At 72.0% G+C, this 20,547-nt stretch carries 21 protein-coding genes and 1 pseudogene; 11 read left to right on the top strand and 11 right to left on the bottom strand.

The window, feature by feature from the left end:
* Positions 1 to 51: 51 nt before the first annotated feature.
* Both BLT27_RS13865 and BLT27_RS13860 read left to right on the top strand, forming a co-directional pair.
* Complete coding sequence (locus tag BLT27_RS13865; RefSeq protein WP_089734902.1) at positions 52 to 699, top strand: metal-dependent hydrolase; 648 nt, start codon at positions 52 to 54, stop codon at positions 697 to 699.
* A 59-nt stretch (positions 700 to 758) separates the two neighbouring features.
* Positions 759 to 1,277 (top strand): GNAT family N-acetyltransferase, encoded by a 519-nt coding sequence (locus BLT27_RS13860; RefSeq protein ID WP_089734900.1) that lies wholly within the window; start codon positions 759 to 761, stop codon positions 1,275 to 1,277.
* Here the strand turns inward: BLT27_RS13860 and BLT27_RS13855 are convergent.
* The 8 genes from BLT27_RS13855 to BLT27_RS13820 form a co-directional block, all read right to left on the bottom strand.
* On the bottom strand, positions 1,274 to 1,915 hold the full coding sequence (locus BLT27_RS13855) for a DUF7978 family protein (protein WP_089734898.1): 642 nt from the start codon (positions 1,913 to 1,915) through the stop codon (positions 1,274 to 1,276). The genes BLT27_RS13860 and BLT27_RS13855 overlap by 4 nt on opposite strands.
* Before the next feature lie 185 nt (positions 1,916 to 2,100).
* Complete coding sequence (locus tag BLT27_RS13850; RefSeq protein ID WP_245707764.1) at positions 2,101 to 2,790, bottom strand: GNAT family N-acetyltransferase; 690 nt, start codon at positions 2,788 to 2,790, stop codon at positions 2,101 to 2,103.
* Between the two features lie 66 nt (positions 2,791 to 2,856).
* A complete protein-coding gene (locus BLT27_RS13845; protein ID WP_245707762.1) occupies positions 2,857 to 3,531 on the bottom strand; it encodes a GNAT family N-acetyltransferase in 675 nt (224 codons plus the stop codon).
* Entirely contained in the window at positions 3,524 to 4,138 is a 615-nt protein-coding gene (locus tag BLT27_RS13840) for a GNAT family N-acetyltransferase (RefSeq protein WP_089734896.1), read from the bottom strand. The genes BLT27_RS13845 and BLT27_RS13840 overlap by 8 nt, the downstream gene beginning before the upstream one ends.
* A gap of 74 nt (positions 4,139 to 4,212) precedes the next feature.
* Positions 4,213 to 5,670 (bottom strand): hypothetical protein, encoded by a 1,458-nt coding sequence (locus BLT27_RS13835; RefSeq protein WP_089734894.1) that lies wholly within the window; start codon positions 5,668 to 5,670, stop codon positions 4,213 to 4,215.
* A gap of 95 nt (positions 5,671 to 5,765) precedes the next feature.
* A complete protein-coding gene (locus BLT27_RS13830; protein WP_089734892.1) occupies positions 5,766 to 7,199 on the bottom strand; it encodes a hypothetical protein in 1,434 nt (477 codons plus the stop codon).
* Between the two features lie 448 nt (positions 7,200 to 7,647).
* Positions 7,648 to 8,223, bottom strand: a complete 576-nt coding sequence (locus BLT27_RS13825) for a DNA polymerase domain-containing protein (RefSeq protein ID WP_089734890.1) — start codon at positions 8,221 to 8,223, stop codon at positions 7,648 to 7,650.
* A 102-nt stretch (positions 8,224 to 8,325) separates the two neighbouring features.
* Positions 8,326 to 9,600, bottom strand: coding sequence for an AAA family ATPase (locus tag BLT27_RS13820; RefSeq protein WP_089734888.1), 1,275 nt, complete (start codon positions 9,598 to 9,600; stop codon positions 8,326 to 8,328).
* A gap of 126 nt (positions 9,601 to 9,726) precedes the next feature.
* Here BLT27_RS13820 and BLT27_RS13815 point away from each other — a divergent pair, with 126 nt between their 5' ends.
* Positions 9,727 to 10,392 carry a DUF7504 family protein gene (locus BLT27_RS13815; RefSeq protein ID WP_089734886.1) on the top strand — a complete coding sequence of 222 codons (666 nt, stop codon included), beginning with the start codon at positions 9,727 to 9,729 and terminating at the stop codon, positions 10,390 to 10,392.
* A 21-nt stretch (positions 10,393 to 10,413) separates the two neighbouring features.
* Here the strand turns inward: BLT27_RS13815 and ilvD are convergent, their stop codons facing one another.
* On the bottom strand, positions 10,414 to 12,141 hold the full coding sequence (gene ilvD / locus BLT27_RS13810; protein WP_089734884.1) for a dihydroxy-acid dehydratase: 1,728 nt from the start codon (positions 12,139 to 12,141) through the stop codon (positions 10,414 to 10,416).
* 225 nt (positions 12,142 to 12,366) lie between these two features.
* Here ilvD and BLT27_RS13805 point away from each other — a divergent pair, with 225 nt between their 5' ends.
* The 3 genes from BLT27_RS13805 to pyrF all read left to right on the top strand — a co-directional run bounded on the left by BLT27_RS13805 (position 12,367) and on the right by pyrF (position 15,303).
* On the top strand, positions 12,367 to 13,323 hold the full coding sequence (locus tag BLT27_RS13805; RefSeq protein ID WP_089734883.1) for a glycosyltransferase: 957 nt from the start codon (positions 12,367 to 12,369) through the stop codon (positions 13,321 to 13,323).
* Positions 13,324 to 13,431: 108 nt separating this feature from the next.
* Positions 13,432 to 14,394, top strand: a complete 963-nt coding sequence (locus BLT27_RS13800) for a beta-ribofuranosylaminobenzene 5'-phosphate synthase family protein (protein WP_089734881.1) — start codon at positions 13,432 to 13,434, stop codon at positions 14,392 to 14,394.
* Positions 14,395 to 14,463: 69 nt separating this feature from the next.
* The gene (pyrF, locus tag BLT27_RS13795; RefSeq protein ID WP_089734879.1) at positions 14,464 to 15,303 is read left to right on the top strand and encodes an orotidine-5'-phosphate decarboxylase; all 840 of its coding nucleotides are present in this window, start codon (positions 14,464 to 14,466) and stop codon (positions 15,301 to 15,303) included.
* Here pyrF and BLT27_RS19860 read toward each other — a convergent pair.
* Positions 15,300 to 15,473, bottom strand: a complete 174-nt coding sequence (locus tag BLT27_RS19860) for a hypothetical protein (RefSeq protein WP_175526470.1) — start codon at positions 15,471 to 15,473, stop codon at positions 15,300 to 15,302. The two genes, pyrF and BLT27_RS19860, sit on opposite strands and share 4 nt — an antisense overlap.
* A gap of 194 nt (positions 15,474 to 15,667) precedes the next feature.
* On the opposite strand from BLT27_RS19860, the gene BLT27_RS13790 reads away from it, so the two are divergent.
* The 4 genes from BLT27_RS13790 (at position 15,668) to BLT27_RS13775 (ending at position 19,435) form a co-directional block, all read left to right on the top strand.
* Positions 15,668 to 16,243, top strand: coding sequence for a J domain-containing protein (locus tag BLT27_RS13790; RefSeq protein WP_089734877.1), 576 nt, complete (start codon positions 15,668 to 15,670; stop codon positions 16,241 to 16,243).
* Between the two features lie 71 nt (positions 16,244 to 16,314).
* The gene (locus tag BLT27_RS13785; RefSeq protein ID WP_089734874.1) at positions 16,315 to 16,686 is read left to right on the top strand and encodes a hypothetical protein; all 372 of its coding nucleotides are present in this window, start codon (positions 16,315 to 16,317) and stop codon (positions 16,684 to 16,686) included.
* An 80-nt stretch (positions 16,687 to 16,766) separates the two neighbouring features.
* Positions 16,767 to 18,380: a GTPBP1 family GTP-binding protein gene (locus BLT27_RS13780; RefSeq protein ID WP_089734873.1), complete on the top strand. Its 1,614-nt coding sequence runs from the start codon at positions 16,767 to 16,769 to the stop codon at positions 18,378 to 18,380.
* Positions 18,381 to 18,481: 101 nt separating this feature from the next.
* Positions 18,482 to 19,435: a M48 family metallopeptidase gene (locus BLT27_RS13775; RefSeq protein ID WP_089734871.1), complete on the top strand. Its 954-nt coding sequence runs from the start codon at positions 18,482 to 18,484 to the stop codon at positions 19,433 to 19,435.
* Positions 19,436 to 19,465: 30 nt separating this feature from the next.
* On the opposite strand, the gene BLT27_RS13770 is transcribed toward BLT27_RS13775, so the two are convergent.
* On the bottom strand, positions 19,466 to 20,140 hold the full coding sequence (locus BLT27_RS13770) for an HAD family hydrolase (RefSeq protein WP_089734869.1): 675 nt from the start codon (positions 20,138 to 20,140) through the stop codon (positions 19,466 to 19,468).
* Positions 20,141 to 20,244: 104 nt separating this feature from the next.
* Here BLT27_RS13770 and BLT27_RS13765 point away from each other — a divergent pair.
* Positions 20,245 to 20,547 (top strand): annotated as a pseudogene (locus tag BLT27_RS13765) (IS6 family transposase); the annotation flags it as partial.

Below are 20,547 nucleotides of genomic sequence, written 5' to 3'. Positions count from 1 at the left end.
CGACAGGTGACGAACCCGAAGGGTTTTGCTCCGAGCGACGATGCCTCCCGTATGCCCTCGACAGTCGTTCACGTGGCACTCGCCGGCATCGTCGGGTGTGCCCTCCTCGGTCGCGCCTTCTCCTGGCGCGCGCTGCTCGCCGTCTGCGGGCTGACGGTGCTGGTCGACCTCGACGTGTTCCTCGGGTTCGTCGTCGTCGGTGCCCACCGGGCGGCGTTCCACTCGCTGGTGTTCCTCGGTGCCATCGGGGTCGTGCTGCTCGCCGACCGTACGCGCGGCGACGACTCGCTCCTCCGCAGCCGGTTCGGTCCCACCGCCCACCGCGTCGGCGTCGTCGGCGTCGTCGCCGCCCTCTTCGGCGCTCTCGGCCCGGACCTGATGACCAACGGCGCGAACCTGTTCTGGCCGGTCCACGACCAGTTCTACGCGTTCAACGGCGAGATGTACCTCTCGAACCGGAAGGGGTTCGTCCAGACCTTCGTCGAACTCGAGAGCGAGGAGCCCGCGCAGTCGGTCTCTCGCGGCTCCACGCAGGAGACCCAGTACCACACGGGCGTGGACACGAACCCGGACCGTTCGGGCGAGGCCGAGGTGCAAGAGCGCGTGTTCCCGCTCGCCGACAGCGGCGAACAGCTCCTGCTCGTCGTCACCGGGGCGTTCGTGATGGCGAGCCGGCTGTACGACGAGTACGCGGCCTGAGTCGGCCCCCGACGACCGCGACCCGCACGACTGAAGCCGACCGCCGCCGAAGCCGGCCCATGGTCAGACCCTACGACGCCGAGACGGACGAGGCGGCGCTCTGGCAGGCAAAGCGCGCGTTCGAACTCGGCCTGGGCTCCGGCACCGGCGGCGACGACAAGCGCGCGAAGTACGAGGGCAAGCTCACCGACGCCTACCGCGAGTCCTGGCTGGCGTGGGTGGACCGCTGTGTCGCCGCCGACGAGCGCTGCGTCCTCGTCGAACCGGTCGCAGACGCCGGGAGCGACGACGGGGAGGACGGCGCGAACGCGCTTGCGGGCTACGTGTTCGTCCTCCCCGAGCGCCTCGCGCACGTCTGGGATGCCGCGGTGCTGAACGAGCTGTGGGTCGCCCCGGACGACCGCGGCACGGGCGTCGCGGACGACCTCGTGGACGAGGCGGTCGCCTTCGCGCGGTCGCAGGACCTGCCGCTCGACCGGCTGGTGCTCGACGTGGACCGCGAGAACGAGCGGGCGAAGGCGTTCTACGAGCGACACGGCTTCGCGCACTGGGGCGAGATGGTCGCTCGCGAGCTCTAATCCCGCAGGAGGTACGCGCCGACGCCGCCGAGCCCGCCGAACACGACGGGGTAGACGACCCCGAGGAAGACGACCGTCGAGAGCAGCGGGACGGAGAGGATGTACTGGCCGGAGAAGCCGAAGAACTCGACGGTCTCGGTGTGGCCGAACAGGAGCGCGCCGACGAGCGCGAACAGGAGGTAACCGACGAGCACGAGCGCGCCCGCGGCCACCGCGTTCGGCAGGTCGGCCGTCACGTCGCTCACGGACACCGCCGCGAACCCGGCGAGCAGCAGGAACAGCGGCGGCACGAACAGCGCGAACGTGACGAGGCCGCCGCCCGCCGCGTCGATGAGGTTCACCGAGCTGGTGGTCGATGGCGTGCTGTACGTGAGGTCGACGAAGTGGGCGTTGTACAGCATCATCCCGGCGGCCTTCCACGACGGCACGGTGTCGCGGACGGACTGGACGAACGCCTGGTCGATGGCCTGGTCGAACGTCTCGGGGTCCGGAAGCGTGGTCTGGGTCCACAGCAGGAACGTCACCAGATAGCTCGCGACGAACGCGACCGCGCCGGCGCCGGCGCTGGTCGCGACCGACCGTGCGTCGACGCTGTTCCCGCTCGAACCCGAACCGCCGAGCCTCGTGTTCGCTGACATGACAGGAACGGGTTCTGACGCAGACGGTAAATATCTTCGGCAAACACCCCTCGAGTTGCTTCTGATGCGTTAACTGTGTCACATTTCAATCAAATTCTGTAGGGGTCGCTTTCAAGTCCCGGCCCGCGAACTGCCTCCGGGTCGGGCGCGACCCGGGCGGGTCTCGTGCCGTCACACGGCGCCCGTCAGGGTCGCCCGGTCACGTCGAGGTCGGCCCCGCTGGCGTCGTACTCCGCACGGGTGATGCTGTAGCGGTGCTGGGTGACCGGTTCACCGTCTTTCAGCGCCCAGTTGCGCAGCGCGCCCTCCTTCTGCCCGCCGAAGCGCTCGACGTACTTCTCGATGGCCCGCTTCGAGTTCTCGTTCCCGGCGACGTGTTCGACGGCGACGACCTCCAGGTCGAGGCGTTCGAACGCGAGCGCGACGAACGCGGCGGCGCGCTCGCCGGAGTAGCCACGTCCCCAGAACGGCTTGCGGAGCCAGGTCCCGAGGGTGCCGGTCCGTCGGTCCCAGTCGATGCCCATGCCCGCGCCGCCGGCGAGCACGAGGTCCGCGTCGGCGTACGGGCCGCGGGGCGTCGGGCCGTCGATGTCGGTGGGTGCGTCGGCCGGGTCGACGTACAGCTGGTACGAGGCGTCCTCGCCCGATTCGAGCCCGTCGCGGGTCGTCTCGAGGAACTCCAGTGTCTCCTTCGGGTGGGCGTGTGGGTCCCAGGTGAGGTGTTCGGTCACCGCCTCGATGTCGCCCCCGTCCGAGCAGACCCGGTAGTACTCCAGCGGGTCCATCACCTCGGGGGTCGAGGGCAGCATCGTCAGTCGGTCGGTGTCGATGCGTCGGGGCAGCAGACCCTTCCAGTCGGTGAACGTTATCGTCATGGCTGAATCTCGTCGTGTGCGGCGGTCGGTCGGGTGCGGTGGTCGGTCGTCATTCGAGTGCGGTGGTCAGTCCTCGCTGTCGCGGAACGTGTGGTCGCGGTCGGGGTCGCTCGCTTCGTACTCTGCCCGGCTGATGCTGTAGCGGACGGTGTCGACCGGCTCGTCGTCGAGCGTGATCTGGTTCCGGACGGTGCCCTCGCGGCGGCCGCCGAAGCGGTCGACGTACTTCTCGACGGCCCGACGGGAATTCTCGTTGGCGGCGAGGTGGGTGACGGAGACCAGCTCCAGGTCGAGCCGGTCGAACGCCAGCGAGACGAGCGCGGCGGCGCGCTCGCCCGAGTAGCCCCGGCCCCAGAACCGCTTCCGGAGGCCGAACGCGAAGTACGCGCTCCGGTGCTCCCAGTCGGCGAGCAGCTCGGCCTCGCCGGCTGGCGGACCGGCATCGCGGGCGTCGCCCGCTCGGCCGTCCGAGGCGTGTTGCACCTCGCTCGCCCCGTCCTTCGGCCGGACGACGTAGGTCGCGCCGATGCCGTCCACCCAGCGCTCGTGGCGGTGGCCGAGCATCTCGGCGGTGTCCTGTGGGTGCTCGTGGGGCGAGACCGGGATGTACTCGAACGCCTCGGGGTCCGTCGCGTCCGTCGACAGGTGGCGGTACCGCTCGAACAGGTCCGCGTCGGCCGGCGACTCGTGCTCGAGGACGAGCCGCTCGGTCTCGATGCGGTCGGGGAACAGCTCACTCATCGACGGTCAGCTCCGGCGTGACGTCGCTCTCCTCGTACTCCGCCCGACTGATGCTCCAGCGGTGGAGGTCCCGTGGCTCGTCGTCGAGCGTGAGCCAGTTCCGCAGCAGCCCCTCGTACGTGCCGCCCCAGCGCTCGACGTACTTCTCGATGGCCCGCTTCGAGTTCTCGTTCCCGTCGACACAGCCCGCGCCGACGAGTTCGAGGTCGAGCCGGTCGAACGTCAGCGCGACGAGCGCGTCCGCCCGCTCGCCGGAGTAGCCACGCCCCCAGAACGGCGTGCGGAGCCAGACGCCCAGGCGGGCGGTCCGGCGGTCCCACAGCGGGATGCAGCTCGCGACGCCGGCGAACTCGCCGGCACCGTCCTCGTCGGCGGTCGGGTACATCGCCCAGTTCGCACGGCTCCCCTCGTCCCAGCGCTCCGCGGACTCGGCCAGGTAGTCCGCCGTCTCCTTCGGGGTGTGGTGGGGGTCCTTCGAGATGAACCGGCCGACCTCGACGAACTCGTCGCTGCTCGTGTACTCGTACAGCTCGAACGCCCCCATCGACTCGTCGAGGCGTTCGTACCGCAGTCGCTCGGTCTCGAACGCGGCGGGGAACAGGTCCATGCGCCTGCATCGTCCAGCCGGCTAAAAACGGTTTGCCAGGGGTGTGACGGCTCCGCACACGCCGGAGGTGGTCCTCAGACCCGCTCGCGGAGGTCCCGCGCCGCCCGCTCCGCCGCGTTCGCCACGCGGGGCGAGCCCGCGCAGTCGCGTACCCACGAGAGGTAGTCGCGGTCGGCGTCGGTGCCGACCGCACCGAGCGCCAGCGCGGCCTCCCGGACCGTGCGGTCGGGCTGTCGGGACGGGTCCGCGAGGTCGCGCACCGCCCGACGGAGGTCACCGCGGTCCGTCCCCACGTCCAGGCCGCCCGCCAGACAGTACGCGAGCGCGACGGTCGCCGCGTCGGCGTCCGGTCCGTCGCCGCCGGCGAACCCCTGGAGTCGGCCGAGCGCGTCGCCGACGAGGCCCGAATCGTGGCGGGCCAGCACGCCGAGGCCGACGACCGCTCGGAACCGCGCGTCGGGGTCGTCGTCGCCGAGGCGCGCGCGAATCTCGTCGGCGACCGGCGCGACGGCGTCCGGCTCGTCGCGCGCGAGCTCCGTCAGCGCGAACAGCGCCCGGGCGCGGTTCCCGGGCGACTCCTCGTCGAGCATCGCCGTCAGCCGCTCGATGGCCGGTGGGGGTCCGCCGCCCCCGACGACCCGGTCGAGCAGCCCGCCGCCGTCGTCGTCCGCGCTCGCGACGAGGGCGGCCGCCGTCGGCGGGTCCTCCGCGGCCACGCCGACCGCGGTCGCGGCGCAGCGACGGACCCCGGCGTGGTCGTCGTCGAGCAGTTCGACGAGCCGGGTGCGGGTCTCGGCGTCGGCCGTCGCCAGCCCGGCCAGCGCGGTGACCGCGGCCGTCGCCGGCCCCTCGTCGGCGAACGGGTCGGCGCGCAGCCGGTCGAGCACGTCGAACAGCGCCGCGCGGGCCGGCGCCACGCGGCCGGGCTCCTCATGGGCGACCCGGGCGAGTGCGGCCGCCGCGGCGGTCGGGTCGTCCTCGGTGTCCAGCCGGTCGACGCAGTCCGCCACGTCGATGGCAGCGAGGTCCGGCTCCGTCCCGGTCTCGTGCTCGACCGCCCGTCGGTAGAGCGCCCGTCGGTGGGGGTTGCAGATCTCGTAGTACGTCGCGCCGACCTGGTCGACCGCGGCCGCCGTACAGCGGTCACAGCCGTCGGCGGTCCGCCGCGCGGTCGCCCGGAGCCCGTCGTCGTCGAGGAAGGTACCGGCACCGTCGTCCGGCTCCAGGCCGGCCCCCGCCGCGCCGTAGGCGAGGAACAGCCGCGTCAGGTCCGCGAGCTCGTCGGCGTCGGCCGGGTGCGGGACCGTCGTCGCCTCGGCGTCCGCCCACGAGAGCGTCGAGAGCAGGTCGCCGAGCGAGCGCACGTCGGAGGCGTCCGCCTCGCGGATGTCGACGCCGTAGCGCCGGAAGAACGCCGCGTAGTCGGCGCCGTCGATGGCGTGGCGCGCGCCGCGGCGGCTCGCGACCGCGGGCTCCGCGTCGAACGCGACGAAGACGCTGTCGGGAAGCGCGAAGCATAGTGGCTCGTCCATACGGTCCGGTCCGTGTCCGGGCGTATAAGTTCGGTCCCGAGACGCCGGCCGTCGCGCTGGTCCTGCCGCGGGACCGGTGCCGGCGGCTCCCGGGTTCAGGTCACGAACAGCTCGTCCGTCGCCCGCTCGCAGGCGTCCCGCAGCGCGTCGGTCCGCGCGCAGTCGGCCACCCAGTCGACGTGCTCGGCGTCGCCGGGGCCGCCGAGGTGCCCGAGCGCGAACGTCGCCTCTCGGACGACCCGGTGGGGCCGCCGCGTCGGGTCGGCGAACGTCCGGACCAGCGCGGTGAGATCGTCCAGCTCGGCCCCCACCGCCTGGCCCGCGGCCGCGAGGACGCCGAGACCGATGACGCCGGCGGCGGCGACGTGGCTCTCCTCGTCGGCGAGCCGCGCGAAGTCCGGCCGCCAGTCCGCCCCGCGGTCCGGGTCGGCCCGGGCGAGGTTCGCGAGCGTGACCCCCGCGAGAAAGCGGATGCGCGGGTTCTCGTCCTCGGTCGCGGCACGGATCGAGTCCGCGTAGGGCTCGACCTGCGCGGGGTCGCTCCGCGCGAACTCCCGCAGCGCCGACAGCGCCTGCGTGCGACAGCGCACCGAATCCGCCCCGAGCATCGACCCGAGCCGCCTGACGACGGGCGGGCGGCGCTCCGCGGCCGACCCCCCGAGGCTCTCCTCGTCCACGTCGAGCAACGCCTCGGGTCGCTCCCACGCCAGCGCGGCGATGGCGGCCGCGCTCGCCCCGCGGATGCTCTCGTCGTCGTCGCCCAGCCCCGCGACGAGCTGCTGGCGGACCGTCGAGTCGATGGTCCCGAGGTGGGTCAGCGCCGTCGTCACCGCCCGCAGGAAGTCCACACTGACGATGTGGGCCCCGCGCTGGGCCTCGAACGCGTCGACGAGCGCGTCCGAGACGGGGCGCAGCCGGTGGGGGTCCTGCGCGCCGAGCTCGGCCAGCCGGCTCGCCGCGTCGGTCGGCAGCGCCTCCTCTCGCAGCCGGTCCGCGAGGTCGAACGCCTCCTCGTGTCCGGGCGGGTCGGGCTCCTGCCGGGTCGCATCGACGTACTCGCGGTACACCTCGCGGTGGTGCGCCTCGCAGAGCCGGTAGCACGTCGCCGACCCGGTGGTCACCGTCAGCTCGCGCGCCTCGCACGCCTCGCACTCGTCGACGAGTTCGACCGCCCGCTCGCGCGACTCCTCGTGTCGCCAGTAGCCCGGGCGCCGCGTCGGCCGCATCGCGCCCCCCGCACGGGCGTACGCCTGCACGACCCGTGTCAGGTCCGCGAGCTCGTCGGCGTCGGCGGGCCGCTCGAACCGCGCGAACGAGGGCTGCCAGGTGACGCCCCCGAGGCGGTTCGCCAGCCCGGTCAGCGTCTGCTCGTCCAGCTCCCGGTCCACGTTCGTCCCGAGCACCCCGCGCAGGAACGGCCCGTACGCCGCGCGGAACGCGTCCGTGCTGGCGACCCCGTCCGCCTCGACCGGCGGGTCGAACGACACGGCCACGGTCGCCGGGAGGTCCCAGCCGGTGTCGAAAGCCATGCACTCCGTTTCGCCCGCCAGCGCTTAATATCTACGTCAGACGGTCTCGACAGTCGTGGGACTCGCTGGGACCGCGAACAGGTTGAATGCCTGCCGGACCGCCGCACTCGCGCGGCCCTTAGACAGCCAGAAAGCCCCATCATCGACGAGAATAGCTCGTGCTACCAACTGCCAGAAAGCCCCTGCTCGCTCGACTCCCGCGACTCGTTGCGGTCCTCGCTGCGCTGCGGTCCTTACTTCGTCGGGATTCGCCGAGCGAGCAGCCCCTTTCAGTCCCACCCCGCACAGCAGCGCGGCCTCACCCTCCCCAGCCGACTGCGATGCTCAGTCGCTGGCGCTCCCTGCGCTTCTCGCCCCTCGCACGTGCATGGCGAGCGGCCTCACTTCGTTCGGCACGCTCGCCAGCGCGCGCCGTGCTGGGAAGTCGGGCCACGTCGCGAGTGGCCGCTCACAGGTACGCCGACAGCGCGGCGTCCTGGCGGTCCCTGAGGTACCGGTCGACGCGCTCGCGGTCCCAGCCGAGCGGGGAGACCACGCTGACGGCGGCGCGGGTCGCGAGGTCGGCGTAGAACTCCGCGTCGTACTCCTCGGGCGACTCGAAGTCGAGGCGGACGCGGTCGGCGGTCCGGGCCGCGTCGTCGTCGACCACGACGAACCGGACGGGCTGGCCGGGGTGGCGGGCGACGTCGTGGCGCTCGTACCGTCGGAGCGCGCCGACCGTGCGGGTCTCCTGGGTGTACTCGCCGGGGCGCTTGCCGACCCGCTTCGTGACGACGAGGTCGGCGGGGTCGACCCGGCCCGCGTGGAGGTCGATGAGGTGGGTGCGCAGGCGGTCGACGACGGGTTCGGGCGCGCGCTCGGCGTCGAGGGTGTCGAGCAGGTCGCGCTGGCAGTCCGCCACCCATTCGGGGGTCGACCGCTGGCGGGCCTCGATGCCCCGGAGCTTGAACGAGCCGTCGTCGGCCCGGCCGACGTAGCGGGTGAGCGCGCCCGCCTGGGTGCCCCGGCGGGGGACGAACGCCACCCAGTCGTAGTGCGCCTCGTGTTCGAGGCGGATGCCGGCGTCCTCGGTGACCCGGGGCGGCGACGGCGTCGAGTGGCTCCTGGTCGGCCCCCTCCCGCGGCGTCACCCAGAGCGAGTCGACGACGGCGTGGACGACGTGCCACCCGCGCGCTCGAGTTCGGCCTTGGCGTCGAGCAGGGTCTCGCGGGCGAACGCGTTGATGGCTTCGTGGCACTCGATGCGGCCGAACTTCGCGTTCCGGTAGCCTTGGTAGCCGAAGCAGGAGACGAGCACCCACTTGATGGCGGCGGACCTGGCGGCGAGGCCCTCCTCGTCCACGTCGCCGGCGTCCTCGTCGGGTAGGTCCGCGAGCCGTGCCTTGAACCCGGCGCGGTCGTCAAGCAGCGGCGCGAGCACGTCCGGGAGGAACCCCGGCTCGTCGCAGATGGCGTAGCCGAGCCCCGGGACATCCTCGCGGTCGGCGTGGCAGTCACAGCCCACCGTCTCGGGGGTGACGTTGTGCTCGCGGATGACGTTCGGGTACAGCGACGCGAAGTCGAGCTCGTGGACGATCTCGTACAGCACGCGCTGGTACCTCGAGAGCTTCGAGAGGGTCTTCCGACGCACGTCGTGTTCGGCCTCCGGGACGGCCGCCGTGACCTGGGCCGGCGTGACCCGCTCCGCGCCGGCCTCCTGTGCCTGTCGGGCGGCCATCCGGAGCACGTTGATGGCGAGGCGGGCGTCGCCCGCGGCGGCGTCGGCGATGCGCCGGAGCTGTTCGTCCCCGACCGCCCCCGGCTCGAAGCCCATCCGCACCCGGTCGGTGAGGATGGCGACGAGCTGGTCCGTCGTGTACGGCGCCATCCGGATGGAGGCGCAGGTGCGCAGGCGGCTCTGGAGGCGCGGGTCGAGGTCCGCGAGGAACGACTCCTCGCGGTTGGCGACGAGGACGAGGGCGACGTGGGGCAGCTGGTAGAGGTCGTACAGCACGTCGGTGTCCCGCAGCACGTCGACCTCGTCGAGGATGACGACGTAGGGCTCGCCGTACTCGCGGAGCCGGCGGACGAGCACGTCGGCCGCCGTCGCCTGCCGGTGCGCGTCGACGCCCCGGCCGACGTTCGCGAGCAGCCGTTCGAGCACGGCAAAGCGCGTCGAGTCCGTCCAGCAGTTGACGTACTCGTGGGCCACGTCGCGCACCTCGCGGCAGAACTGCGAGACGATGTACTGCGCACAGCAGGTCTTGCCCGTGCCGGGCGGGCCGTGGAGGAAGACGTTGCCCGGCCGGTCGTCGTCCGCGACGGGGGCGAGCGCGGTCGAGAGCTGGTTGCACTCGGCGTTCCGGTGGCGAACCTCGGCGGGGACCCACTCGTCCCGCAGCACCCGCGGGTCCGTGATCATCGGTGGAGCGTTCGTCCGGGAGGACCGTAAGTCGACGGGGACCGGAGTGAAAGTGGCCCGGGGTGGGACCGACCGACAAGGATAAGTCGCTGAACCGCCGTCTTTCGGTAGCTTCGACGGGGAGACATGACCCAGGCGTACCGTTTCGAGGACGTCCTCACCGACGCCGTGCTCTCTCGCCACCGCGACCTGCTGGTCGCGGGGCCGAGCCGCGAGACGGTCCGACCGGTCCCGACGCGCATCCTCGCAAGGGCGGCCGAACCGGCCGACGGCGCGGCGCTGGTGACGACCCGAGACGCCGCCCGCACGCTCCTCGACCGGGTCGTCCGCGACGTGCCCACCCTCGAGCGCGACCGCCTCGGCGTCGTCGACTGCACGCCGACCCACGACGTGGTGCGGGCCAACCCCCGCGAGCGCCACTGGAGCGTGCCGTCGCCGACGGACCTGACCGCGGCGAGCATGGCCATCACCGAGTGCCTGGAGACGTTGCGAGACGCCGGCGTCGAGCGTCGCCACCTCCTGTTCGACTCGCTGTCGACCCTGCTGCTCTCGGCCGACGCCGAGGCCGTGTTCCGCTACGCCCACCAGGTGCTCCTGTCCGGCGGCGCGACCGGGCTGTCGCTGTTCCCGGTGTACACGAACGTGACCGATGGCACGGACTTCGAGCGACTGAAGCACCTGTTCGGCGGGATGGTCCGGGTGCGCCGCCGCGACGGCGGCCGCGAGGTGCGGTTCGTCGGCATCGAGACCGCGCCGCCGGGCTGGGTGGCGCTCGACGCGGCCGCCGAGTAGGCGGTCGCCCCGCCCGTCCTGCTACTCCCGCTTCGCGCCGGGGTTCGACACCGCGCCGTTGGCCGCCGAGCCGAAGTCGCGGCCGTACTTGGCGAGCACGCCCGAGGTGTACGCCGGCTCGGGCTCCTCGCGGGCGTCGAGTCGCTCCGCTATCTCCTCGTCGCTCAGGTCGACCGACAGCTCGCGGTTCGGGATGTCGACGGTGACGACGTCGCCGTCCTCGAGCGCGCCGATGGGCCCACCGACGTAGGACTCGGGAGCGACGTGGCCGACCATCGGCCCTCGCGTCGCGCCCGAGAACCGGCCGTCGGTGAGCAGCGCGACGTCGTCCTCGTGGCCCGCGCCGACGACGGCCGCGGTGACCCCGAGCATCTCGCGCATCCCCGGGCCGCCGCGTGGCCCCTCGTTCCGGATGGCGAGCACGTCGCCGCTCTCGATGCGGTCCTCCTGCACGTACTTCATCGCGGCCTCCTCGCTCTCGAAGACGCGGACCGGGCCCTCGTGGTGGAAGTTGTCCTCGCCGGTGACCTTGAGGACCGCGCCGTCGGGGGCGAGGTTGCCGGTGAGAATCTTGATGGCACCCTCCTCGTGGAGCGGCTCGTCGGTCGTGTAGAGGAACTCGGCGTCGACCTCGTCGTCGGGCGGGAGTTCGCCCTCGCGTTCGAGGTGGGCCAGCTCCTCGGCGACGGTGCGGCCCGTGATGGTCGCGGCGTCGCCGTGGAGGTAGCCCCCCTCGAGCAGCCGACGGAGGACGACGGGCACGCCGCCGAGCTCGTGCAGGTCGTTCATCACCCGCGTGCCACCGGGCTGGAGGTCGGCGATCTTCGGCGTCCGGTGGCTTATCTCGTCGAACTCCTCGATGTCGAGGTCGATGCCGGCCTCGGCGGCGAGCGCGAGCAGGTGGAGCACCGCGTTCGTTGAGCCGCCGATGGCGACCTGGAGCGCGATGGCGTTCTCGAAGCTCTCCTTCGAGAGGATGTCCGACGGGCGGCGGTCTTCCTCGACCGCCTCCAGCGCGAGTTCGCCGGCGCGGTGGGCGACCTCGTACCGCGACTCCGCCTCGGCTGGCGGGCTCGCGCTGCCCAGGGGAGCCATCCCGAGCGCCTCGGAGATGGACGCCATCGTGTTCGCGGTGAACATCCCGCCGCAGGAGCCCGCACCCGGGCAGGCGTGGCGCTCCAGTTCGTCCAGTTCGTCCTCGGTCATGTCGCCCGAGGCGACCGCGCCGACGCCCTCGAACACGTTCTGGACGGTGACCTCGCGCCCCTCGTGCTCGCCGGGCATGATGGAGCCGCCGTAGAGGAAGACGCTCGGCAGGTCCGTGCGGATGGACGCCATCAGCATCCCTGGGAGGTTCTTGTCACAGCCCGCGACGGTCACGAGCGCGTCGACGCGCTCGCCGAACGCGACCAGTTCGACGCTGTCCGCGATGACCTCGCGCGAGACCAGCGAGGCGCGCATCCCCTCGGTCCCCATCGAGATGGCGTCGGAGATGGTGATGGTGCCGAACTCGATGGGCATCCCCTCGGCCGCCTCCACGCCCTCGATGGCGGACGCGGCTACGTCGTCGAGGTGGACGTTGCAGGGCGTCACGTCCGCGGCTGGGTTCGCGATGCCGACCATCGGTGCGGAGAGGTCGGCGTCGTCGTAGCCCATCGCGCGGAACATCGCCCGGTGTGGTGCCCGTTCCGGCCCTTCGGTGACCTCGCGGCTCCGGAGGCTCTCGGGCTTCTCGGGTCGGTCGTGCATGGTCGGAGGTAGCGGTGCCGGGGCTTAAGTCCCGTCGCTGGGACAGATGTTGCTGCCGAACCCGACCGCCGGCCGGCGTGTCGGTCACGACGCCCACGTTCGGACCCACTACCGACGGCCGCGGGGAATCGAGTTGCCGCCGCGGCGTCGGGCCCGACATCCCCACCAACCCGACGGTGTTGGGCTTTCAAAAGCTTCTTGCGCGGACGCGGCAGACGAGACGACATGGACCCCGAGGTCGCCGTCGCCCACTATCCGGAAGGTGCCGGCCACGCCACGCGGATGCTCGCCGTGGCCAAGGCGCTCGAAGACCGCGGCGCGACCGTCCGCCTCGCCGGCGGCGGCCCGGGGAAGCGCTTCGTCGAACTCAACGGCTACGAGGAGTACGTCCCCGCGGTCGTCGACTACATCGGCGACTACCAGGACGGCGGGAACCTCCTCCGGGTCATCACCCACAGCGTCCCGATGAGCGGCAAGCGCGTCTACGACTACGTGCAGTGGCTCCGCCGGACCGAGCCCGACGCGCTCGTCACCGACGACATGTTCGCCGCGATGGCCGCCACGCTGACCGACACCTCGCTGCACGTGCTGACGCACAACTCGCCGCACTTCTACGACGCCGCCGTCGAGGAGTGGTTCACCTGGCTGCTGACCAAGCACCAGCTCTACGAGTGCGAACAGTTCCTCTACCCGGCCGTGTGGCCGCCCTGCGACGACGACCCGGACGGTGTCACCCACGTCCCACCCGTCGCCCTGGAGTGCGACGACGACCGCACGGTCGACCCCTTCGACGTGCTCGTCGTCCCGAGCCACTACTCGGACTCGCTCGACGACCTCGTCTCCGGGCTCCGCGACGACGGCCACGGCGTCACCCGTGTCGGCGGCGACGACTGGGAGCCGGTGCCCGCGATGCTCCCCCACCTCGAGGCCGCCGACGTGGTCGTCTGCTCGGGCTACTCGACGGTGATGGAGGCCGCCGTCGCCGGCACGCCCTGCATCATCTGGCCGTTCACCGACGAGCAACGCGGCGTCGGCCGCGTCATCCAGGGGGCCGGCGTCACCGGCTTCCAGGTTGAGCACTCGGTACCGCACATCCGCCGCGCCGTCGCGAACCCGCCGGACCCGCCGAGCTTCGAGAACGGCGCCGAGGTGGCCGCCGAGGCCATCCTCGACGGGCTGTAGGACTGCGAGTCGAGACCACTCCTTCGAGAGACACTCCGCGGACAGTCGACACCGGATACGGTTGCCACCGCCGTAACGGGTTCCCACGTATACCACCAGTAGCCGGTGATGGCAACGGTCGGCGTCGGCGCGCGCCTGCACTTCGGCTTCCAGAACCTCTCGCTGGCGCACGCCCGGCTCTACGGCGGGCTCGGTGTCGCGCTCGCGGAGCCGCGGGTACGGGTCACGGCGACGCGGGCCGAGAGCGTGGACTGTGCGGACGAGACGGTTCGCCGGTACGCCGAGCGGGCGACCGCGGTGCTCGAGGTGCCCGGGGCCACCGTCTCGGTGGCGGAGTCGCTGCCGCGGCACGTCGGCCTGGGCAGCGGCACCCAGCTCGCGCTGGCGACGCTCGCGGCGGTCGCACACGCCTACGACCGGGAGCCGGAGGTCCGCGAGCGCGCTCCGGAACTCGGCAGGGGCGGGCGCTCCGGCGTCGGCGTCGCCGCCTTCGAGGACGGCGGGTTCGTCGTCGACGGCGGGCACCCGACGGCACGGTTCACGACCGACCCACCCGCGACCGGCGAGTGGACCGTCCCGCCGGTCGTCGCGCGGCACGAGCTGCCCACCGACTGGCGGTTCGTGCTCGCGGTTCCCGACGCGGCCCGGGGGCGCAACGGCGACCACGAGGAGGAGAGCATGCGAGCGGTCGTCGAACGCGCCGACCCCGGTATCGCCGACGAGGTCGCGGGCGTCGTGAACCGCCGGCTCCTGCCTGCCGCCGCGGAGGGCCGGCTCGACGACTTCGGGGACGCCGTCGCCGCCGTCGGCCGCCTCAACGGCGCGTGGTACGCGGACGAGCAGGGCGGGGTGTTCCGGCCGCCGGTCGGCACCGTCGTCGACGAGCTCGCCGGCCACCCCGCAGTCACCGGCGTCGGCCAGTCCTCCTGGGGGCCGACGGTGTACGGGCTGACGGATGCGGCCCGCGAGGACGCAGCCGCGGCCGCCGCGCGAGAGGCACTCCGGGCGGCCGACGTGGACGGCGAGGTACGCGTCGTCGAAGCCGCGAGCCGCGGCGCGCGGGTCGAGTGAGTTCCGGCGACGGAACGGGCCGACGCGGCTTCGACAGGTCCAAGACGACCCCCCGCGCACACCGATGCAATGCGCTTCTTCGACCGACTCGCGGCCCGCATCGACGACCGGGACACGGTCGTCTCCGTCGGGCTGGACCCCGACCCCGACCGTATTCCCGAGTTCCTCGCCGACCACGACCTGCCGCGCTGGGCGTTCAACCGTCGCATCATCGACGCGACCCACGAGCATGCGGCCTGCTTCAAGCCCAACGCCGCGTTCTACGAGGACGCCGACGGCTGGCGTGCCCTCCAGGAGACCGTCGCCTACGCCCACGGCAAGGACGTGCCCGTGCTGCTGGACGCCAAGCGCGCCGACATCGGCAACACGACGCGACAGTACGCGAAACTGCTCGACGTCGTCGACGGCATCACGGTCAACCCCTACCTCGGGCGGGACTCGCTCGCGCCGTTCCTCTCGCGCGAGGACGCCGGTGTGTTCGTGCTCGCCCGCACGTCGAACGCGGGCGGGACGGACTTCCAGGACCTCGAACTCGCCACCGGCGAGCCGCTGTACGAGCGCGTCGCCACCCGCGCCTCGGAGTGGAACGAGCACGGCAACGTCGGGCTGGTCGTCGGCGCGACCACGCCCGACGAGCTCGAGGCCGTCCGCGAGCGCGTCCCCCATCTCCCGTTCCTCGTCCCCGGCGTCGGTGCACAGGGCGGCGACGCCGAGGCCGCCGTCGAGCACGGACTGACGGAGCTGCCGGCGGGCACCGAGTCCGCGGCCCGGGGCGTCGACGTCGGGCTCGTCAACTCCTCGCGAGGCATCATCTTCGCCGGCGAGAACGCCCGCGGCGAGGACGAGTTCTTCGCCGCCGCGGGCGACGCCGCCCGTCGACTCAAGCGCCGCCTGAACCAGCACCGTTAGTACTGGTACGTGTCGCCGCCGCGGCCCGCCGGGTCCGCCCGCGACGCACAGTCGAGGCACATCCCGTACTCGCGCTCGTAGTGCCGGTCACAGACCATCGCGCCACAGCGGTTGCACCGATGGGTCGCCCGGGCGTCCTCGCAGATCTGGCAGAGGGTCTCGACGCTCATGCGAGCGTGTAGCACGCCGCGGGCCTTGAGTGTGCCCGGGTGCTGCCGTACCGGGCGCCCGTACTCCGGGGTCGGCCCGAGGTCCACACGGTCGGTCGAACGACGACTGGGTGGGGAGGGGAGCGAGCGCCGGAGCCGAGCCATCGGACAGACCACCGAGAGATATTAGGTCGGCTAGTCCCTACCCCCGATTCGTGCGAGACTCACCGCTGTTGTTCGGTCTGGCGGCGGTGTTCGCGGGCCTGACGACGGTGCTGCTGGTCGTCGCCATCGTCACCCGCGAGCTGTTCGTCCTCGGGATCGCGGCCCCGTTAGCCGTGACCACGTACCTGTTCTGGTTCCAGGCGAGCGGGAAGCTGCGCGAGCGCGTCGACGCGGGCACGTACCGCGACGCGTTCGGGCAGCGGCGGCGGGCCGCCGAGCAGAAGGCGGCGGAGGGACCACGCGGTCCACGGAGCCGGTTCGGGCGGGAGGCACGGCGGGCGGCGGAGGAGCGCCGCCGCCGTGCACGGGCCGCGGCGGCCGGTGCGGGACAGGGGGGCCGGCGGCAACGGGGCCAGCGCGAGCGTCGGCGTGCCCCCCGGACGACCGACGGACCGTCCCGGAACGAGGCACTGGACCGGCTGGACCTCGACTCGGGTGCCGACCAGGCCGACGTCCGCGCGGCGTACCGCGAGAAGGTCAAGGAGGTCCACCCGGACACGACCGGCGGCGACGAGGAGGCGTTCAAACGGGTGACGGCGGCGTACGACCGACTCTCCGAGGAGTGAACACGTCGGGACGCGCCGGAGCCGTATCGCCGGGGTGTGGGCTTTTGAGGTCGGGCGCCGATTGAGTACGTATGGTCCCCGAGACGGTCGACCGGCGGCGGAGCCGGACCGCCGTAGTGATCGCCGTCGTACTCACCGGCATCGTCTACCTCGAGTTCTGGGGCGGGACGGTGCCGCCGCTACCGGGGGCGGGGACGGTCGCGCTCGCGGTCGGCGTCGGCGTCGCCGCGGCGGTGCTCCAGCTGGCCTTCGAGGACGTGCTCGAGCCGCCGACGGTGCTCGACAACACGCTGGCGTTCCTGGTGCTGCTCGGGGTCGCACTGGTGGTCGGCCTGCTGCTGTTCCCGCAGGGGCTGCCGGTCGCCGTGGAGCTCGGGATGCTCGCGTGGTTCTGGGCGACGGCGGTCGGTCGGCTGGTGCTGTTCTACGGGAAGCGGGACTGAACTGGGTCATCGTCGGTTCCTGTGTGAACAATACCCAAAATACGGGAAGGCTTTTCCGTACTGTATGCTAACGCGACACCATGAGCCCCGACAGGGCCGTGCTGGAACGGGCCCTCGAACGCGGCGAGCAGGAAGGCGGCAACGTCGAATTCAAGGAACGGCTCAGCAAGGACGTCCACCTGACGGACGGGCGACGCGAGAGTCTGGCGGCGCAGCTCCGTCACCGCGTCCTCTCCGGTGACGGCGAGGCGCTGTACGTCGTCGGCGTCACGGACGACGGCGGTCTCGCTGGCATCGAACCCGGCACCTTCTCCGAGTCCATGGACGTGCTGAGCCTGCTGGCCGAGGAGGCCGGCGCGCACATCGACGACGTCCAGACGTGGGGCGTCGGCGAGGACGACGAGCGCGGCATCGTCGGCGTCGCGGTGGTCCGCGAGGGTGCGGTGCTGGAGACCGACGACACGCACATCGTCGTCGGCACGGCGGGCCACGTCGACCACGGCAAGTCGACGCTCGTCGGCTCGCTGGTCACGGGCCAGCCCGACGACGGCGACGGCTCCACGCGGGGCTACCTCGACGTGAAGCCCCACGAGGTCGAGCGCGGGCTCTCCGCGGACCTCTCCTACGCCGTCTACGGCTTCGACGACGAGTCGGGGTCGGTCCACATGGACAACCCCCACCGGAAGCAGGACCGCGCCCGCGTCGTCGAGGAGGCCGACCGCCTCGTCTCCTTCGTCGACACGGTCGGCCACGAGCCCTGGCTCCGCACCACCATCCGGGGGCTGGTCGGGCAGAAGCTCGACTACGGCCTGCTGACTGTCGCGGCCGACGACGGCCCGACGAAGACGACCCGCGAGCACCTCGGCGTGCTGCTCGCGACCGAGCTCCCGACGATGGTCGCCATCACGAAGGCCGACCTCGTCGACGAGGAGCGCCTCCGCGAGGTCGAACGCGAGGTCGAGCGCCTGCTCCGCGAGGTCGACAAGACGCCGCTGCGGGTCGCGCGCCACGGCGTCGACGCGGCCGTCGAGGAGATCGGCGAGACGGTCGTCCCCATCGTCACGACCAGCGCGGTGTCGATGGACGGGCTGGACACGCTGGACGAGCTGTTCGAGCGGCTCCCCAAGACCGCCGGCGACGACGGCGACTTCCGGATGTACGTCGACCGCACCTACTCGGTCACCGGCGTCGGCGCGGTCGCCTCCGGCACCATCATGGCCGGCGAGGTCGAGGCCGGCGACGAGCTGCTGCTCGGGCCGATGCCCGGCGGCGGCTGGCGCGAGGTCGAGGTGCGCTCCATCGAGATGCACTACCACCGGGTCGACGAGGCACGCGCGGGCCGCATCGTCGGTATCGCGCTCAAGGGTGTCAGCGAATCGGAGCTATCGCGCGGGATGGCGCTCGTCCCGCGCGAGAGCGACCCTGCCACGGTGCGGGAGTTCGAGGCCGACGTGATGGTGCTCAACCACCCGACGCGCATCGACGACGGCTACGAGCCGGTCGTCCACGTCGAGACCATCAGCGAGGCCGCCGTCTTCCACCCGGCGGACGGCCAGTTGCTCCCCGGCGACGCGGGCCACGCGACGGTCCGGTTCAAGTTCCAGCCCTACCTCGTCGAGGAGGGCCAGCGGTTCGTCTTCCGCGAGGGCCAGTCCAAGGGCGTCGGCACCGTCACCGCGGTCCACCGGGAGTAGGCGGACCTGCTCTCTGTGGCCCCGTTCCCGCGACCGCCCTGCCCACGCAGGCCACGCTCCCCGATAACGGTTTCAGACCGCCGGCCGTAGCTACACGCCAGATGGACTCCGACGCCCTGGCCACCCGCTTTCTCACCGTCTGCACCGGTCTGGTCCTCCTCGCGCTGTACCTGCTGCTCGGGGCGCTCTTCGCCGGCGTGTTCGCCGTCCTCTGGGCCGGCAGCCCCGACCCCGTCTGGCTCGCCGTCGCGTTGCTCGCCTCCGCGCTGCTGTTCGGCTACGCGAGCTACCGCGGCGGCACCGCCCGCATCCTCGCCGCGCTCGAAGCGACGGAGCTCCCGCACGACCGCGCCCCAGAGCTGCACGCCCGCGTCGAACGGCTCGCCGAGCGGATGGATGTCGCCGAGCCGACCCTGCTGGTCGGCCGGATGCCGATGCCCAACGCGCTCGCCATCGGCGGCCGCGGCCGCGGGAGCGTGGTCGTCCTCGACGCGGGGCTGTTCCGCCTGCTCACGCTCGACGAGATGGAGACCATCGTGGCCCACGAGCTCGCCCACATCGAGAGCCGCGACAGCCTCGTCCAGACGCTCGGCTACAGCGTCGTCGAGACGTTCAGCGGCCTGCTCTTCCTCCTGTTGCTGCCCGTCGGGCTGGTCGTCGTGGGGCTCCGTCGGGCGGTGCGGCTGGTGCTCGGCCGCCCGCTCGAACCGCTCGCGGCGCACGTCGAGCGGGCGTACGTCGTCGTCGCCGGGGTCGTCGTCGCCGCCACGGTCGTCGCGACGCTGCTCCTCCGGGCGCACTCCCGGCGACGGGAGCTGGTCGCCGACGACCGCGCCGCCGACGTGACCGGGCGGCCGGAAGACCTCGCCCGCGCACTGACCCGCATCGAGCGCGCCTCGAACCCCGACAGCGGGCTGCTGTCGTCGCTGTACATCCACGGCGAGGAGGACGGCGGACTCACGCGGCTGCTCGCGACCCACCCGCCGATGCGCGAGCGCGTCGAACGCCTGCTCGACCGGGCCGACGAGGCGTGGACGCCCATCGAGATCGAGTAGCGACGCCGCGGAGCCGGTCGCGGGCTGGCGCTACCACCAGGGCGGGTCGACCAGTTCGTCCAGTCGCTCGACCGCGTACGTGGGCGTCGGCGCCGGCGTCGAGCCGTCGGCGAGCCACACCGAGCGCAGGCCCGCGGCGTGGGCCCCGCGCACGTCCGACCCGAGCGAGTTCCCGACGTGGACCGCGCGGTCGGCCCGGGCGTCGAGCAGGTCGAGCACGTGGTGGAACGGCTCCGGGCTCGGCTTCGCCGGCGCGTCGTAGCCCCCGTGGACGACGTGCTCGAACCGGTCCCCGAACGGGAGCGCGCCGAGCTTCGCGGTCTGCATCTCCGGCGCGCCGTTCGTGACGATGGCGAGCCGGTGGTCCGTCGCGAGCGCCTCGACGGCCGCGGCCGCACCCGGGAGCGGCTCGACGGCGGTCTGGTCCCGCGTCTCGGTGTACGCGTCGGCGACGGCGCGGCCGGCGTCGGGGGCGAGGCCACGGTCGGCTGCCAGGTCCGCGAAGCAGCGCCGACGGAGGTCGTCGATGCTGTCGGCTCGCTCGGCGTAGTCGTCGTAGCTGGCGACGTAGTCGTCGGCGTCGAAGACGGGCTCGACCCCGGTGCGGTCGAACGCGAGCGAGAGGACCTCGCCGACGCTCCGCTGGTACCGGCAGAGCGTGTCGTCGAGGTCGAAGAGGACGGTGTCGACGTCGGCGTCGGTCATTCGGTCGGTACTGCGTCGGGCGGAGTCATAAATGACTGGCCTGAACTGGAGGCGGTGTTCAGATAAGGATTGAAAGGTGAGGCGGAGCAGTTTTCTAGTGCTCTATGCCAGAAAATGCCCGCCTCAACGACTCTTTGGACGAGATCGAGTTAGGTTTTGTGGAGCGAGAAGCAACACCGCGACTGTTGATGAAGCTCAGTATTCAACTACATCTTGCTGGTCTCTCGCTTTCGAATACTGTTTCGATTCTCGAACTGTTCGGTGTTGACCGCGTCAAATCGACCGTCCACAACTGGGTGCATAAGGCTGATCTACAGCCCGAGGACGGTCACTCGCCGGATCACGTCGCGGTCGACGAGACCGTGATCCAACTCGACGATGAACAGTACTGGCTGTACGCTGCTGTC

Source organism: Haloarchaeobius iranensis (assembly GCF_900103505.1).
In the GTDB taxonomy this organism is placed as follows: domain Archaea; phylum Halobacteriota; class Halobacteria; order Halobacteriales; family Natrialbaceae; genus Haloarchaeobius; species Haloarchaeobius iranensis.
This window is presented reverse-complemented; position numbering and strand designations above follow the sequence as displayed.

Coding starts and splice junctions, on each gene's coding strand:
- BLT27_RS13865 (WP_089734902.1), top strand. CDS start 52: ATGCCCTCGACAGTCGTTCACGTGGCACTCGCCGGCATCGTCGGGTGT.
- BLT27_RS13860 (WP_089734900.1), top strand. CDS start 759: ATGGTCAGACCCTACGACGCCGAGACGGACGAGGCGGCGCTCTGGCAG.
- BLT27_RS13855 (WP_089734898.1), bottom strand. CDS start 1,915: ATGTCAGCGAACACGAGGCTCGGCGGTTCGGGTTCGAGCGGGAACAGC.
- BLT27_RS13850 (WP_245707764.1), bottom strand. CDS start 2,790: ATGACGATAACGTTCACCGACTGGAAGGGTCTGCTGCCCCGACGCATC.
- BLT27_RS13845 (WP_245707762.1), bottom strand. CDS start 3,531: ATGAGTGAGCTGTTCCCCGACCGCATCGAGACCGAGCGGCTCGTCCTC.
- BLT27_RS13840 (WP_089734896.1), bottom strand. CDS start 4,138: ATGGACCTGTTCCCCGCCGCGTTCGAGACCGAGCGACTGCGGTACGAA.
- BLT27_RS13835 (WP_089734894.1), bottom strand. CDS start 5,670: ATGGACGAGCCACTATGCTTCGCGCTTCCCGACAGCGTCTTCGTCGCG.
- BLT27_RS13830 (WP_089734892.1), bottom strand. CDS start 7,199: ATGGCTTTCGACACCGGCTGGGACCTCCCGGCGACCGTGGCCGTGTCG.
- BLT27_RS13820 (WP_089734888.1), bottom strand. CDS start 9,600: ATGATCACGGACCCGCGGGTGCTGCGGGACGAGTGGGTCCCCGCCGAG.
- BLT27_RS13815 (WP_089734886.1), top strand. CDS start 9,727: ATGACCCAGGCGTACCGTTTCGAGGACGTCCTCACCGACGCCGTGCTC.
- ilvD (WP_089734884.1), bottom strand. CDS start 12,141: ATGCACGACCGACCCGAGAAGCCCGAGAGCCTCCGGAGCCGCGAGGTC.
- BLT27_RS13805 (WP_089734883.1), top strand. CDS start 12,367: ATGGACCCCGAGGTCGCCGTCGCCCACTATCCGGAAGGTGCCGGCCAC.
- BLT27_RS13800 (WP_089734881.1), top strand. CDS start 13,432: ATGGCAACGGTCGGCGTCGGCGCGCGCCTGCACTTCGGCTTCCAGAAC.
- pyrF (WP_089734879.1), top strand. CDS start 14,464: ATGCGCTTCTTCGACCGACTCGCGGCCCGCATCGACGACCGGGACACG.
- BLT27_RS19860 (WP_175526470.1), bottom strand. CDS start 15,473: ATGAGCGTCGAGACCCTCTGCCAGATCTGCGAGGACGCCCGGGCGACC.
- BLT27_RS13785 (WP_089734874.1), top strand. CDS start 16,315: ATGGTCCCCGAGACGGTCGACCGGCGGCGGAGCCGGACCGCCGTAGTG.
- BLT27_RS13780 (WP_089734873.1), top strand. CDS start 16,767: ATGAGCCCCGACAGGGCCGTGCTGGAACGGGCCCTCGAACGCGGCGAG.
- BLT27_RS13775 (WP_089734871.1), top strand. CDS start 18,482: ATGGACTCCGACGCCCTGGCCACCCGCTTTCTCACCGTCTGCACCGGT.
- BLT27_RS13770 (WP_089734869.1), bottom strand. CDS start 20,140: ATGACCGACGCCGACGTCGACACCGTCCTCTTCGACCTCGACGACACG.